The sequence below is a fragment of the Klebsiella sp. HN106 genome (genome assembly GCF_051209435.1).
GTDB lineage: Bacteria > Pseudomonadota > Gammaproteobacteria > Enterobacterales > Enterobacteriaceae > Klebsiella > Klebsiella oxytoca.
The window spans coordinates 63,634-78,285 of the sequence record NZ_JBLURD010000005.1; the positions used below are offsets into that span (position 1 = coordinate 63,634).

Below are 14,652 nucleotides of genomic sequence, written 5' to 3' on the forward strand. Positions count from 1 at the left end.
CTCAGATTATTCCACTGCGACAGGGTCGAATATGGATAGTCAGAGCCAGATGGAGAAGGTGAAACTGAGGTTCTGATGCAGGAAAAAATACACTGGATTACTAATTTGCGCGGCATTGCCTGTCTGATGGTCGTCATGATTCATAGCACTACCTGGTATATTACGCACCCGCACGCGATTAGCCTGCTGGAGTGGGATTTGGCCAATATCCTCAACTCTGCGTCCCGCGTCAGCGTACCGCTATTTTTCATGATTTCAGGCTATCTGTTTTTCGGTGAGCGCAGCGCCCAGCCCCGCCATTTTCTGCGTATCGCGCTGTGCATTCTCTTCTACAGCACGCTATCGCTGCTCTATATCACCCTGTTCACCCATATCAACGTTGAGCTGTCGCTGAAGAATTTGCTGCAAAAACCGGTGTTCTACCATCTGTGGTTTTTCTTCGCCATCGTCGTGATATATCTGCTTTCGCCGCTGGTGCAGGTTAAACAGGTAAGCGGCAGGATGCTGCTGGCGCTGATGCTGGTACTGGGCATTCTGGCGAACCCCAATATGGTCCAGGTAAAAGCCGGAGGCGTTGAATGGTTGCCGTTCAATCTTTATATCAATGGCGACACGTTTTACTACGTGATGTATGGCGTGCTGGGACGGGCTATCGGCATGCTGGATACCGAGAAAAAATGGCTGACCGCCCTCTGCGCCGCGCTGTTCATCGCCGGCGTGTGGGTAATCTCACGCGGCACGCTGCACGAGCTGCGCTGGCGCGGCGATTTCGGCGATACCTGGTATTTATACTGCGGTCCTGCGGTTTTTGTCTGCGCCATCGCTCTGCTGACGCTGGTAAAAAACACGCTCAATCGGCGTCAGCTGCCGCTTATTGCGCCGATTGCGCGCCATTCTTTAGGGATTTACGGTTTTCATGCGCTGATCATTCACGCGCTGCGCGCCAGCGGGCTTGAACTAAGCCGCTGGCCGTTACTGGATATTATCTGGATATTCAGCGCCGCGCTGCTGGGCAGCTTACTGCTCTCGGCTCTGGTTCAGCGGTTTGATAGCCGCCGTTTCGTCAGCTAAGGCTATTCCGTAGGGTCTTGCGGCGCCACGCCCGCCGCCAGTGCTTTATGCGGCAAGGCTGACGCGCCGTACATGCACACAAACCAGGCCGCCACGTAGATGCTTTTCTCATCCCAACCGGCAGGTACAAACCTCGCGCCGACCATTAACAGGCCAAGCGAAAGCAGGAGCACCAGTCGGCATAGCGATACAAACCCGTCGTCATTTCTGCGCTCCTCCTGCATCGTGCGCTGATGGGCCAGCATGGCGAACATCCCCATCACCAGTACGCCGAGGAAATAGCCTTTACCGCTAAATAACGGACAGGTGTGCCAGATCCCCATCAGATACACCAGCGCCCCGATGACCATCAACAGTTTCGGCGCAATATTCTTATTTTTCATGGAGCCTCCCTGCAAAAGATGGCGTCCATTATGTACCGGTAAAGCTTTACTGCTGATGCTTCAGGAAGCAGAAACGACAAATTCGGAATATATAAATACGCAGGACAGATAAATGCGAACGATGCATTCATGGATGTAATTTGCCCTCGTTAACCGAGGGCAAAATATTACGACATCAGCGGTAAAAGCTGCTGATAAATCTGTCGGAATGTCTCCCGACGGGGGGCGTAGCGGGCAAAACGCTCGTCATCAGGGCAGTGGGCCTGCTCCAGCGGGAGCTGCGGCAGCAGATCGGAGAATGCGACGTTTTTATGCAGCGCCAGCTGCGCCAGTCGCGCCGCGCCAAGCGCCGGTCCCACGTCGCCGCCGGTGCGGAAATCAAGCTGCTGACCGCTGATATCCGCCAGCATTTGCCGCCAGTACGCGCTGCGCGCGCCGCCGCCAATCAGCGTCACGCTTTCCGGCTTCACGCCGCAGGAGTGCACCACATCCATGCCATCCGCCAGCGCATAACCGACGCCCTCCAGCACCGCCCGCGCCAGCTCCGCCGGACCATGTTGATGAGTCAGGCCAAAAAAGACGCCTTTCGCCTGCGGATTGTTGTGCGGCGTACGTTCACCGGAGAGGTAAGGCAGAAACCAGATAGGATCGGCACTCTCGTTCGCCGACTCCGCCGCCGCAATCAACGCCGGAACCGTGCCAAGGCCGGTTAATGTCGCCGCCCAATCCAGACAGGAAGCCGCGCTCAGCATCACCGACATCAGGTGCCAGCGCCCGGGCAGCGCGTGGCAGAAACTGTGTACGGCGCTTTCCGGCTTACTAAGAAAGCCGTCGCTGACCGCAAAGTAGACGCCCGAGGTCCCCAGCGACAGCATCGCCTGCCCCGCATCCGCCATACCTACGCCAACCGCACCGGCTGCGTTATCGCCGCCGCCGGCTACCACCAGCGCTTCCGGCATATTCCACGACTGCGCAACCGTCGGGCGCAGCGCCCCCGTGACTTCACATCCTTCGAACAGCGTCGGCATGTTGTCGCGGTTCAGACCGCAGGCGGCGAGCATCTCATCGCTCCAGTCCCTTCGCGCTACGTCCATCCACATCGTTCCAGCGGCATCGGACATATCGCTGGCAAACTCGCCGGTCATGCGTAAACGTAGATAATCTTTAGGCAGCAGGACTTTATCAACCCGCTCGAAGATCTCAGGCTCGTGGCGTTGTACCCACAGCAGCTTCGGCGCGGTGAATCCCGGCATCATCAGGTTGCCGGTTATCTGCCGCGAGCGGCTGACTTTCTCTTCCAGCAGCGCGCACTCATCACCGCAGCGGCCATCATTCCATAAAATCGCCGGGCGCAGGACGCGCTGTTGCTTATCCAGCAGCGTCGCGCCGTGCATCTGGCCCGCAATACCTAACGCTTTGACTTCGCGCAGCGAGTGCTGCGCGCCCAGCGCCTTCATCGCGCGGTCCGTCGCCTGCCACCAGTGCTCGGGGTCCTGTTCAGACCATAGAGGGTGCGGACGCGACACGTTGAGCTTTTCAGTATGCGAAGCCACGACCTCGCCCTGCTCATTGAGCAGAATAGCTTTGACGCCCGAGGTGCCCAGATCAATCCCGATATACATACAGCCTCTCCTTACTGACGCGCCACGGCTAAGCGTGGCGCGAATAAAGCATCGGTTATAGCCAATGCCCGGTCCCGCCGGGCATCATCGCCTTCATTAGCGATCAAAAAGGTAGCGGTTTACCACATTTTCCAGCAGTTCCTGATGGCCGCTCTGGTGCTGCGGCGCCAGGTCATGCTGAGTGGCATAGCGAGCAATATCCGCCAGGTTCATCTGGCCTTTCAGGATCTGCTGACCCAGCTCGCCGTTCCAGCCGGCATAACGTTTGGCAACGCGTTTATCCAGCTCGCCGCCTTCAATCATGCGCGCGGCAACTTTCAGCGCCAGCGCCATGGTGTCCATTGCGCCGATATGGCCGTAGAACAGGTCGTATTTATCGGTGCTCTGACGACGCACTTTAGCATCAAAGTTCAGGCCGCCGGTGGTGAAACCACCCGCTTTCAGGATTTCGTACATCACCAGCGCGTTTTCTTCAACGCTGTTCGGGAACTGGTCGGTATCCCAGCCCAGCTGCGGGTCGCCGCGGTTAGCGTCAACGGAACCAAACAGTCCCAGAGCAATGGCAGTCGCAATTTCGTGATGGAACGTATGACCGGCCAGCGTCGCGTGGTTCGCTTCGATGTTCAGTTTGATCTCTTTTTCCAGGCCGAACTGTTTCAGGAAACCATAGACGGTAGAAGCGTCGTAATCATACTGATGTTTGGTTGGCTCCTGCGGTTTGGGTTCAATCAGCAGCGTACCCTGGAAGCCAATCTTGTGCTTGTGCTCAACGACCAGCTGCATAAAGCGGCCAATCTGCTCGCGCTCCTGACGCAGATCGGTATTCAGCAGGGTTTCATAACCTTCACGGCCGCCCCACAGGACATAGTTTTCGCCGCCCAGCTTGTGGGTCGCATCCATTGCGGTGACCACCTGAGTCGCCGCCCAGCTGAACACTTCCGGATCCGGATTGGTTGCCGCCCCGGCGCCATAGCGCGGGTTCGTAAAGCAGTTTGCCGTTCCCCACAGCAGCTTGACGCCGCTCTGCTGCTGTTTTTCCGCCAGCACTTCAACCATTTGCGCAAAGTTGTTGGCATACTCTTTCAGCGATGCCCCTTCAGGGGAAACGTCAACGTCGTGGAAACAGTAGTACGGTACGTTCAGTTTGTGGAAAAACTCAAACGCGACATCCGCTTTGCGTTTCGCCATTTCCAGCGCTTCGCCCGGCTGCTGCCACGGGCGGTTAAAGGAGCCCACGCCAAACATGTCAGCACCATTCCAGCAGAAGGTGTGCCAGTAGCAGGCCGCAAAGCGCAGGTGGTCCTCCATCCGTTTGCCCAGCACCAGTTCATCCGGGTTGTAATGACGGAAAGCCAGTGGGTTAGCGGATGTCGGGCCTTCATAACGAACGCGATCGAGTTGATCAAAATAGGTCTGCATAATGAACTCCATATTCAGGGATGCGGCGAGTAATAAGTCATAAGCCAATATAGAATTCTCTTTTTACTTTCCTCAATTACGTTATTTCACACCGTGATTGAGAGAATCCACAAACGTGCGCCAGGTCGCAAAAACAATAGAACAACGCCCTCACTTCGCTGCTTACGCCACGAGAGATCAATGAAATACGATGAGAACTAATTATTAAAGTACGATCCCGGTCATAAATTAACAAATAAACAAAATTTCATAACGGCAAAATAAGCATAGATAATTGCCAGCGCCCCTTTCCGCGTTAAAAATCTGCTACGTATCAGGCCGTTTATTTTTATCGTTCGTCTTATCCTGCACTTTACAAAAAAGGTGTTATTATTATGAAGATAAAGAACCTTTGCCTAACGCTCTGTGCTTCACTCCTCCTCACCAGCCTGTCGGGCATTGCGAAAGAAGTTAAAATTGGCATGGCGATTGACGACCTGCGTCTTGAGCGCTGGCAAAAAGATCGCGATATTTTTGTCAATAAAGCTGAATCATTAGGTGCAAAAGTATTCGTCCAGTCAGCCAATGGCAACGAAGAAACGCAAATGTCGCAAATCGAAAACATGATTAATCGCGGCGTCGACGTTCTGGTTATTATTCCCTATAACGGTCAAGTGCTGAGTAATGTGATAAAAGAGGCTAAACAGGAGGGAATTAAAGTTCTCGCCTACGATCGTCTCATCAATAATGCCGACATTGATTTTTATATTTCTTTTAATAATGAGAAAGTGGGCGAAATGCAGGCGCAAAGCCTGGTCGATAAAGTGTCTCAGGGTAACTATTTCTTAATGGGCGGCTCGCCCGTTGATAATAACGCCAAGCTTTTCCGCGCCGGCCAAATGAAAGTCCTTAAGCCCTATATTGATGAAGGCAAAATTAAAGTCGTCGGCGATCAGTGGGTTGACGGATGGCTACCTGAAAACGCATTGAAAATTATGGAAAACGCCCTGACCGCCAACAATAACAAAATTGATGCGGTTGTCGCCTCTAACGATGCCACCGCCGGCGGCGCCATTCAGGCCCTGAGCGCCCAGGGGCTCGCAGGCAAAGTGGCGATCTCCGGTCAGGATGCCGACCTCGCCGGCGTGAAGCGCATTATCGCTGGCACCCAAACGATGACCGTCTACAAACCGATCGCCACCCTTGCCACCACCGCGGCGGAGATTGCCGTCGAACTGGGCAACGACAAACAGCCGAAGGCTGACGCCACGCTCAACAACGGCCTGAAAGATGTCCCTTCTCGTCTGCTGACGCCCATTGAAGTCAATAAGGACAACATTGACCAGACGGTGATCAAAGACGGTTTCCATAAAAAAAGCGAGCTGTAATCTCTGACGCCCTCTGCCGGGGGCGTTACTCCATCCAGCCGGATATCGCTTATGCGGAGCCTCTATGTCCTGGTTACTCGAAATGAAAAACATGACTAAAACCTTCGGCGCGGTGAAGGCGATTGATAATGTCAGCCTGCGGCTGAACGCCGGGGAAGTGGTCTCATTATGCGGAGAAAACGGCTCCGGGAAATCTACGCTCATGAAGGTGCTTTGCGGAATATACCCGCACGGTAGCTATGAGGGAGAGATTATTTTTTCCGGAGAAACTTTGCAGCCGGGCCATATTCGCGATACCGAACGCAAAGGAATTGCCATCATTCATCAGGAGCTGGCGCTGGTAAAACACCTGACCGTTCTGGAGAATATTTTTCTCGGCGCGGAGATCTCCCGCCACGGTCTGCTGGATTACGAAACCATGACCTTACGCTGCGAGAAGCTGCTGGCCCAGGTCAATTTAGCCATATCACCCGACACCCGCGTCGGCGATTTAGGCCTTGGCCAGCAGCAGCTGGTCGAAATAGCGAAAGCGCTAAATAAACAGGTACGGTTGTTAATTCTCGACGAACCCACCGCCTCATTAACGGAACAAGAAACGGCCATTCTGCTGAATATTATTCGCGATCTGCAAAATCACGGTATTGCCTGTATTTACATTTCCCACAAACTCAATGAAGTCAAAGCGATATCCAATACTATCTGCGTGATCCGCGATGGGCAGCATATCGGTACCCGTAACGCTGACGGCATGAACGAAGATGACATCATCACCATGATGGTCGGCCGCGAGCTTACCGCCCTCTATCCGAACGAAGCCCATAGCTGCGGCGATGAAATCCTGCGCGTAGAAAATTTAACCGCCTGGCATCCGGTCAATCGCCACATTAAGCGGGTCAATGACGTCTCCTTTTCACTGCGGCGCGGCGAAATTCTGGGGATAGCCGGACTGGTCGGCGCGGGTCGTACCGAAGCGGTACAGTGCCTGTTTGGCGTCTGGCCGGGCCGCTGGCAGGGGAAAATTTTCATCGATGGCCAGCAGGTGACGATTCACAACTGCCAGCAGGCCATCGCGCAGGGCATCGCCATGGTGCCGGAAGACAGAAAGAAAGACGGCATCGTGCCGGTGATGGCGGTGGGTAAAAATATCACCCTCGCCGCGTTAAACCAGTTTACCGGCCCGCTGAGCAGCCTTGACGATGCCGGAGAGCAGCACTGCATTCAGCAATCCATCCAGCGTTTGAAAATCAAAACCTCATCGCCAGAGCTGGCGATCGGTCGCCTGAGCGGCGGCAATCAGCAAAAGGCGATCCTCGCCCGCTGCCTGCTGCTGAACCCGCGCATTCTGATACTCGATGAGCCTACCCGCGGCATTGATATCGGCGCCAAGTACGAAATCTACAAGTTGATTAATCAGCTGGTGCAGCAGGGGATCGCCGTCATTGTCATTTCATCCGAACTGCCCGAAGTACTGGGGCTAAGCGATCGGGTGCTGGTGATGCATGAGGGCAAACTGAAGGCCGATTTGATTAATCAGGGCCTGACACAGGAACAGGTGATGGAAGCCGCACTGAGGAGCGAACGCCATGTCGAAGAACACGTCTGAAATGAAACTCACCCCGCCCGTCTCCGGGGCTTTTTCCGGGCTAAAAGGGATGAATCTCCAGGTATTCGTGATGATCGCCGCTATCGTGGCCATTATGCTGTTTTTCACCTGGACTACCGAAGGCGCTTATTTGAGCGCGCGTAATATCTCTAACCTGCTGCGCCAGACCGCCATCACCGGCATTCTCGCGGTCGGCATGGTGTTTGTGATTATTTCCGCCGAGATCGATCTTTCCGTCGGCTCGATGATGGGCCTGCTCGGTGGCACAGCGGCAATATTTGACGTCTGGCTCGGCTGGCCGCTGCCGCTGACGATTGTGATCACGCTGGCGCTTGGCCTGCTGCTGGGCGCATGGAACGGTTGGTGGGTCGCCTACCGTAAAGTCCCGTCGTTTATCGTGACGCTCGCCGGTATGCTGGCATTCCGCGGTATTCTGATAGGTATCACCAACGGGACCACCGTCTCTCCCACCAGCCCGGCGATGTCGCAAATCGGCCAGAGCTATCTGCCTGATGGTATTGGCTTTGGTATCGGCGTGGCGGGAATGGCGGCCTTTATTATCTGGCAATGGCGCGGCCGTATGCGACGTCAGGCCCTGGGACTTGCCACGCCCGCTTCCGCTTCGACCGTAGGTCGCCAGACGATTACCGCCGTTATTGTGCTGGGCGCTATCTGGCTATTAAACGACTATCGCGGCGTCCCGACGCCGGTACTGATCCTCGCCGCGTTGCTGCTGGCGGGTATGTTTATGGCCACCCGCACCGCGTTTGGCCGCCGCATCTACGCCATCGGCGGCAACCTGGAAGCCGCGCGTCTATCCGGTATTAGCGTGGAACGCACCAAGCTGGCGGTGTTCGCCATTAATGGCCTGATGGTGGCGATTGCCGGGTTGATTCTCAGTTCACGTCTGGGCGCCGGTTCTCCTTCTGCCGGCAACATCGCCGAACTGGACGCCATCGCCGCCTGCGTGATCGGCGGAACCAGCCTCGCCGGCGGCGTCGGCAGCGTTGCCGGCGCGGTCATGGGCGCGTTTATCATGTCCGCGCTGGACAACGGCATGAGCATGATGGATGTCGCCACCTTCTGGCAGTACATCGTTAAAGGGGTCATTTTATTACTCGCGGTGTGGATGGATTCAGCCACCAAACGCCGGAGCTGAGAGCTTTGAAAAAAAATGCCCGAATTCTTTGCGCTACAGCCAAACTTAGGCACAAGTAGCTTGAAATAATCCGGGCATTGGCCGGTATTGTATGGCCTGCAAGAGAGACCAGGAACAACACTATGTTTGAAAAGCGTCACCGTATTACGTTGTTATTCAACGCCAACAAGGCCTATGACCGCCAGGTCGTTGAGGGCGTCGGCGAATATTTACAAGCATCGCAATTGGAATGGGATATCTTCATTGAGGAAGATTTTCGGGCGCGAATTGAAAACATCAAGGAGTGGTTAGGCGACGGCGTTATTGCCGATTACGACGACCCGGAGATTGAAAACCTGCTGCTCGACGTTAATGTTCCAATTGTCGGCGTCGGCGGCTCCTTCCACCGCCCGGAGTGCTATCCGCCGGTTCACTACATCGCTACCGACAACGCCGCGCTGGTCGAGAGCGCCTTCCTCCATCTGAAGGAAAAGGGCATTAACCGCTTTGCCTTTTACGGCCTGCCCACATCCAGCTGTAAAGGCTGGGCCGCAGAGCGCGAGCATGCTTTTTGTCAACTGGTCGCCAGAGAGAAATATCGCGGCGTGGTCTATCAGGGGCTCGAGACAGCGCCGGAAAACTGGCAGCATGCGCAAAATCGCCTCGCCGACTGGCTACAAACCCTGCCGCCGCAAACCGGCATTATCGCCGTCACCGACGCCCGCGCCCGTCATGTGTTACAGGCCTGCGAGCTGTTGCATATCCCCGTTCCGGAAAAGCTGTGCGTTATTGGCATTGATAACGAAGAGCTTACCCGCTATCTGTCGCGCGTGGCGCTGTCTTCCGTTGCTCAGGGCACCCGCCAGATGGGCTATCAGGCGGCAAAGCTGCTGCATCGTCTGCTGGAGAATGAAGAGCTGCCGCTTCAACGACAGCTTATCCCGCCGATGCGCGTAGTAGAGCGCCGCTCCACCGACTACCGTTCGCTAACCGACCCTTCGGTTATCCAGGCGATGCACTATATTCGTAACCACGCCTGTAAAGGGATTAAGGTAGAGCAGGTACTGGACGCCGTAGGCATTTCCCGCTCGAATCTGGAAAAACGCTTCAAAGAGGAAGTGGGCGAGACCATTCATACGGTGATCCACAGCGAGAAGCTGGAAAAAGCGCGCAGCCTGCTGGTTTCAACCACCCTGTCGATTAATGAAATCTCGCAGATGTGCGGCTATCCGTCGTTGCAGTACTTCTATTCGGTGTTTAAGAAAGAGTACGACGTGACGCCGAAGGAGTATCGCGATCGGCACAGTGAAGTCATGATGTAGAGAGCAAAGAAAAATGCCCGGACTTGCGCGCCGGGCATTAAGAATGTCATGGATAAGCCATTACATATGCGCGGCAATCAACCGCTGGTTATCCTGATACATGGCGAAGAGATAGTTGTTATAGCTCGACCCTTTAGTCGAATAGCCCTTCAGCTTATGAATCATGGTGCTGGCGGTCACTTCCTGATCGGCCTTGCGCAGCTGCGCACGCGATTTACGGAACGATGAATAAGCCGGATGCGTATTCAGGTTTCTCACGTAGGCCTGAACGGACTCTTCCACCGAATCAAACTGCGAGTAGCCCTTCACCGCGCCGCGGCAGTTTCCACCGCCACACTTCATACCAAACAGATTGTTGTTAACGCGCGCCAGTTTTGACGTTCCCCAGCCGCTTTCCGCCGCCGCCATGGTTGCAACCATGCTGTTCGGGATAATATCGACGCGTTCAAGCAACGAGTTCCATGGAATATGGCGAGTATTGCCGGACCACTTCACTTTATAGCGCGAGGCGATCTCTTTCAGGCGCGTACGCTCGCTCGGCGACCAGCGCGCATCGTACTGCTTGGAAACCAGCCAGTTACGATCGGCAGTAATCACCTGATTCTGTTTCGTAATATAAGGCATTACCGTCCGGAGAAACGCTTTTTTCCTTGGTGTCCCGGAAGGGTATTTTCGCAAATCAGGAAGTGAACTGCTCTTTACACTATTGCGAGAATACTCTTGTTTACTGCTTACCTTGCTTACTTTAACGGTACTTTTCTTTTTAACTATTGGGGCTTTATGACTCGTTGTTGCTGTGTGTGTTGTTGCCAGCACACTACCTGAAAATATGCAGGTAAGTAACATGAGTATCGCGGCCCCATATCGTCGAATGGGAGTCGATATCATTAGGTCTCCTGGTCGGATGCAATCATTCCAACGCCTTGTTTTTCACAAAAAATCGATAGTTGAATCGCGAATAGTATCAAAAATACCCAGATGACGCACCCACAGAAATAGTCCAATTCCGAAATGGTGTCACCTGAAATCGGTTTCTGCCAGCCTGCGAAGGCGCAAAAATGCTAGCGCCGTCTCATTTTCTGCGCATTTTTTGAGCGCGATCACTCACCCCTTTTCATCCTCCCTGGAAAAGCGCGGCCGGGATGAGTTCATCAGGCGGGTAGACGCGCAAACTGAACAAAACACCGCCTACAGGACTCCGCAATGAAACTCGCTGCGCTTGCGTCGCTGCTGTTGCCTGGGATGGCCTTCGCCGCCTGGACTACCGCAGACTTTCCCGCCTTCACCGAAGAGGGCACCGGCAGATTTATCAGTCAAAACGAGGTAGCAAAGGGTACGCGCCCGCTGCGAATTAATTTTGACCAACAGTGCTGGCAGCCCGCTGGCATGATCAAGCTCAACCAGATGCTCTCGATGGAACCCTGTCGCGACCCGGTGCCGCAGTGGCGCATCTTTCGCGACGGGCGCTATACCCTGGAATTGGACACCCGTTCGGGTACGCCAACCCTGATGGTCTCCCTTGAGGAGAAACAGTCCGCTGCCGCCGCGCCGCAGATCAAGCAGTGTCCGAAATGGGATGGCAAGCCGCTGACCATTGACGTCAGTAAATCCTTTGCCCAAGGCAGTAAAGTTCGCGACTTTTACAGCGGCAATATCGCGACCGTCAGCGGCGGTAAAATTACCCTCCAGCCGGCGTTTAACAGCAATGGTCTTCTGCTGCTTGAGCGCGCGGAAACCGAATCCGCCGCGCCGTTCAACTGGCACAACGCCACCGTCTATTTCGTTCTGACCGATCGCTTTGTTAACGGCAACCCGGCCAACGACAATAGCTATGGCCGCCACAAAGACGGCATGCAGGAAATCGGCACCTTCCACGGCGGCGACCTGCAGGGCCTGACCAGCAAACTTGATTACATCCAGCAGCTCGGCGTTAACGCGCTCTGGATCAGTTCGCCGCTGGAGCAAATCCACGGCTGGGTCGGCGGCGGTACGAAAGGTGATTTCCCGCATTATGCCTATCACGGCTACTACACCCAGGACTGGACTAAGCTGGATGCCAATATGGGGACGGAAGAAGATTTGCGCCGTCTCGTAGACGAGGCCCACAAGCGCGGGATTCGCATTCTGTTCGACGTGGTGATGAACCATACCGGCTACGCGACCCTGGCCGATATGCAGGAGTTTCAGTTTGGCTCGCTGTACATCCAGGGTGACGAACTGAAAAAGACGCTCGGAGAGCGCTGGACCGACTGGAAGCCTCGCGCGGGACAGAGCTGGCACAGTTTTAACGACTACATTAACTTCAGCGATAAAGCCGGATGGGAGAAATGGTGGGGTAAAAAATGGATCCGCACCGATATCGGCGATTACGACAACCCCGGCTTTGACGATCTGACCATGTCGCTGGCCTTCCTGCCGGATCTGAAAACCGAATCCACGGAGCCCTCCGGCTTGCCGAACTTCTATCGTCATAAGCCGGATACTGCCGCTAAAGCGATCCCCGGCTACACGCCGCGCGATTATTTGACCCACTGGCTGAGCCAATGGGTACGCGATTATGGCATCGACGGTTTCCGGGTTGATACCGCCAAACACGTCGAGCAGGCGGCCTGGCTGCAGCTAAAAACCCAGGCCAGTGAAGCGCTGGCGGAATGGAAAAAAGCCAATCCGGATAAAGCGCTGGATAACGCGCCGTTCTGGATGACCGGCGAAGCCTGGGGCCACGGCGTGATGCAGAGCGACTACTATCGTCACGGCTTTGATGCCATGCTGAACTTTGATTATCAGGATCAGGCAGCAAAAGCGACAAGCTGCCTGGCCAATATGGATCTGACCTGGCAACAAATGGCGGAAAAGCTCCAGGGTTTCAACGTCTTAAGCTACCTCTCTTCGCACGATACCAGCCTGTTCCGTGAAGGCGGCAGCACGGCGGCGGAACTGCTGCTGCTTGCGCCTGGCGCAGTGCAGATCTACTACGGCGATGAATCCTCACGACCATTTGGTCCGACCGGCTCCGACCCGCTTCAGGGAACGCGTTCAGATATGAACTGGCAGGACATCAACGGCAAAGCCGCGCGCAGCGTGACCCACTGGGAGAAACTGGGCCAGTTCCGCGCCCGTCATCCGGCCATTGGCATGGGTAAACAAACCACGCTATCGATGGCGACAGGCTACGGCTTTATCCGCGAGAGCGGTGATGACAAAGTCATGGTGGTGTGGGCAGGACAGCAGTAGCTTTTTGATGAGCGGCTCCCCCGACGATCGTGGGAGCCTTTTCAGGATAAACGACCAAAAATCATCTACCTCAAAGCATAAAAACGAATTATCTTCCTGATACCTCGATTTGCACCCTGTCTGCGCTGGCGTTATGGTTACCCACTTTCCTGGGATACCGACAGACTAATCGCGATGACATTTTCACTTTTTGGCGACAAATTTACCCGTCATTCGGGCATCACCCGCTTGATGGAAGACCTCAATGACGGCCTGCGTACGCCAGGCGCCATCATGCTGGGCGGCGGCAATCCCGCACAGATTCCGGAAATGAATGATTACTTCCACAGCCTGCTGAGCGACATGCTGAATAACGGCAAAGCCCTTGATGCGCTTTGCAATTATGACGGCCCGCAGGGTAAAAGCGAGCTGCTGACCCTGCTGGCGCAAATGCTGCGTGATGAACTGGGTTGGGAGATCGAGCCGCAGAATATTGCACTGACAAACGGCAGTCAGAGCGCGTTTTTCTACTTGTTTAACCTCTTCGCAGGACGTCGCGCGGATGGAACCACGCGTAAAGTGCTGTTTCCATTGACGCCTGAGTATATCGGCTACGCCGACTCCGGCCTCGAAGAAGAGCTGTTTGTCGCCACTCGCCCGAACATTGAACTGCTGCCGGAAGGCCAGTTTAAATACCATGTGGATTTCGAACATTTGCAGGTCACGGACGAAACGGGAATGATCTGCGTTTCCCGTCCCACCAACCCAACCGGTAACGTGATCACCGATGATGAGCTGATCAAGCTCGATGCGCTGGCCAATCAGCACGGCATCCCGTTGGTTATCGATAATGCCTACGGCGTTCCGTTCCCGGGCATTATTTTCAGCGACGCCCGACCGCTGTGGAATCCGAATATCGTCCTGTGCATGAGCCTCTCCAAGCTTGGCCTGCCGGGCAGCCGCTGCGGGATTATCATCGCTAACGAAAAAATCATCACCGCCATCAGCAATATGAACGGCATTATCAGCCTCGCCCCCGGTGGAATGGGGCCGGCCATGATGTGCGAGATGATTAAACGCAACGACCTGCTGCGCCTGTCGGAAACGGTGATTAAGCCGTTCTACTACCAGCGCGTTCAGGAGACTATCGCTATTATTCGCCGCTACCTGCCGGAAGATCGCTGCTTGATTCATAAGCCGGAAGGGGCCATTTTCCTCTGGCTGTGGTTTAAAGATTTGCCGATATCTACCGAGCTGCTGTACCAGCGCCTGAAAAAGCGCGGCGTCCTGATGGTGCCAGGCGACTATTTCTTCCCGGGGCTGGATAAGCCGTGGCCGCACACGCATCAGTGCATGCGCATGAACTACGTGCCGGATCCGGAGAAGATTGAAGCGGGCGTGAAGATTCTCGCCGAAGAAGTTGAACGCGCATGGAGCGAACAGGACGCGTAATGTGCATCAGCAGACCGGCGGGGCCACCATCGTCTGCCGATCAGTAGCCCCGACAGGCGCGT

11 protein-coding genes are annotated in these 14,652 nt (G+C 55.1%); 7 read left to right on the plus strand and 4 right to left on the minus strand.

Annotation, left to right across the window (positions count from 1 at the left end; genetic code table 11):
- Positions 1–75: 75 nt before the first annotated feature.
- On the plus strand, positions 76–1,071 hold the full coding sequence (locus tag ACSIPU_RS14540) for an acyltransferase (protein WP_004106791.1): 996 nt from the start codon (positions 76–78) through the stop codon (positions 1,069–1,071).
- A 2-nt stretch (positions 1,072–1,073) separates the two neighbouring features.
- Here the strand turns inward: ACSIPU_RS14540 and yiaB are convergent, their stop codons facing one another.
- From yiaB to xylA, 3 genes are all read right to left on the minus strand, one after another.
- Positions 1,074–1,454, minus strand: coding sequence for an inner membrane protein YiaB (gene yiaB, locus ACSIPU_RS14545; protein WP_004106793.1), 381 nt, complete (start codon positions 1,452–1,454; stop codon positions 1,074–1,076).
- A gap of 167 nt (positions 1,455–1,621) precedes the next feature.
- Positions 1,622–3,076 (minus strand): xylulokinase, encoded by a 1,455-nt coding sequence (xylB, locus tag ACSIPU_RS14550; RefSeq protein WP_047720530.1) that lies wholly within the window; start codon positions 3,074–3,076, stop codon positions 1,622–1,624.
- A 96-nt stretch (positions 3,077–3,172) separates the two neighbouring features.
- Positions 3,173–4,495: a xylose isomerase gene (gene xylA / locus ACSIPU_RS14555; RefSeq protein ID WP_064356406.1), complete on the minus strand. Its 1,323-nt coding sequence runs from the start codon at positions 4,493–4,495 to the stop codon at positions 3,173–3,175.
- A 374-nt stretch (positions 4,496–4,869) separates the two neighbouring features.
- On the opposite strand from xylA, the gene xylF reads away from it, so the two are divergent.
- From xylF to xylR, 4 genes are all read left to right on the plus strand, one after another.
- Positions 4,870–5,862: a D-xylose ABC transporter substrate-binding protein gene (xylF, locus tag ACSIPU_RS14560; RefSeq protein ID WP_049593700.1), complete on the plus strand. Its 993-nt coding sequence runs from the start codon at positions 4,870–4,872 to the stop codon at positions 5,860–5,862.
- A gap of 64 nt (positions 5,863–5,926) precedes the next feature.
- A complete protein-coding gene (locus ACSIPU_RS14565; protein WP_004106801.1) occupies positions 5,927–7,465 on the plus strand; it encodes a xylose ABC transporter ATP-binding protein in 1,539 nt (512 codons plus the stop codon).
- The gene (xylH, locus tag ACSIPU_RS14570) at positions 7,446–8,624 is read left to right on the plus strand and encodes a xylose ABC transporter permease XylH (RefSeq protein ID WP_004106802.1); all 1,179 of its coding nucleotides are present in this window, start codon (positions 7,446–7,448) and stop codon (positions 8,622–8,624) included. The genes ACSIPU_RS14565 and xylH overlap by 20 nt, the downstream gene beginning before the upstream one ends.
- A 122-nt stretch (positions 8,625–8,746) precedes the next feature.
- The gene (gene xylR / locus ACSIPU_RS14575; protein ID WP_004106805.1) at positions 8,747–9,925 is read left to right on the plus strand and encodes a D-xylose utilization transcriptional activator XylR; all 1,179 of its coding nucleotides are present in this window, start codon (positions 8,747–8,749) and stop codon (positions 9,923–9,925) included.
- 60 nt (positions 9,926–9,985) lie between these two features.
- Here the strand turns inward: xylR and ACSIPU_RS14580 are convergent, their stop codons facing one another.
- Positions 9,986–10,813: a protein bax gene (locus ACSIPU_RS14580; RefSeq protein WP_071530269.1), complete on the minus strand. Its 828-nt coding sequence runs from the start codon at positions 10,811–10,813 to the stop codon at positions 9,986–9,988.
- Positions 10,814–11,128: 315 nt separating this feature from the next.
- On the opposite strand from ACSIPU_RS14580, the gene ACSIPU_RS14585 reads away from it, so the two are divergent.
- A complete protein-coding gene (locus ACSIPU_RS14585; RefSeq protein WP_196557638.1) occupies positions 11,129–13,159 on the plus strand; it encodes an alpha-amylase in 2,031 nt (676 codons plus the stop codon).
- Positions 13,160–13,333: 174 nt separating this feature from the next.
- Positions 13,334–14,590 carry a valine--pyruvate transaminase gene (gene avtA, locus ACSIPU_RS14590; RefSeq protein WP_047720528.1) on the plus strand — a complete coding sequence of 419 codons (1,257 nt, stop codon included), beginning with the start codon at positions 13,334–13,336 and terminating at the stop codon, positions 14,588–14,590.
- The last annotated feature ends 62 nt before the right edge of the window (positions 14,591–14,652 follow it).

Coding starts and splice junctions, on each gene's coding strand:
- ACSIPU_RS14540 (WP_004106791.1), top strand. CDS start 76: ATGCAGGAAAAAATACACTGGATTACTAATTTGCGCGGCATTGCCTGT.
- yiaB (WP_004106793.1), bottom strand. CDS start 1,454: ATGAAAAATAAGAATATTGCGCCGAAACTGTTGATGGTCATCGGGGCG.
- xylB (WP_047720530.1), bottom strand. CDS start 3,076: ATGTATATCGGGATTGATCTGGGCACCTCGGGCGTCAAAGCTATTCTG.
- xylA (WP_064356406.1), bottom strand. CDS start 4,495: ATGCAGACCTATTTTGATCAACTCGATCGCGTTCGTTATGAAGGCCCG.
- xylF (WP_049593700.1), top strand. CDS start 4,870: ATGAAGATAAAGAACCTTTGCCTAACGCTCTGTGCTTCACTCCTCCTC.
- ACSIPU_RS14565 (WP_004106801.1), top strand. CDS start 5,927: ATGTCCTGGTTACTCGAAATGAAAAACATGACTAAAACCTTCGGCGCG.
- xylH (WP_004106802.1), top strand. CDS start 7,446: ATGTCGAAGAACACGTCTGAAATGAAACTCACCCCGCCCGTCTCCGGG.
- xylR (WP_004106805.1), top strand. CDS start 8,747: ATGTTTGAAAAGCGTCACCGTATTACGTTGTTATTCAACGCCAACAAG.
- ACSIPU_RS14580 (WP_071530269.1), bottom strand. CDS start 10,813: ATGATATCGACTCCCATTCGACGATATGGGGCCGCGATACTCATGTTA.
- ACSIPU_RS14585 (WP_196557638.1), top strand. CDS start 11,129: ATGAAACTCGCTGCGCTTGCGTCGCTGCTGTTGCCTGGGATGGCCTTC.
- avtA (WP_047720528.1), top strand. CDS start 13,334: ATGACATTTTCACTTTTTGGCGACAAATTTACCCGTCATTCGGGCATC.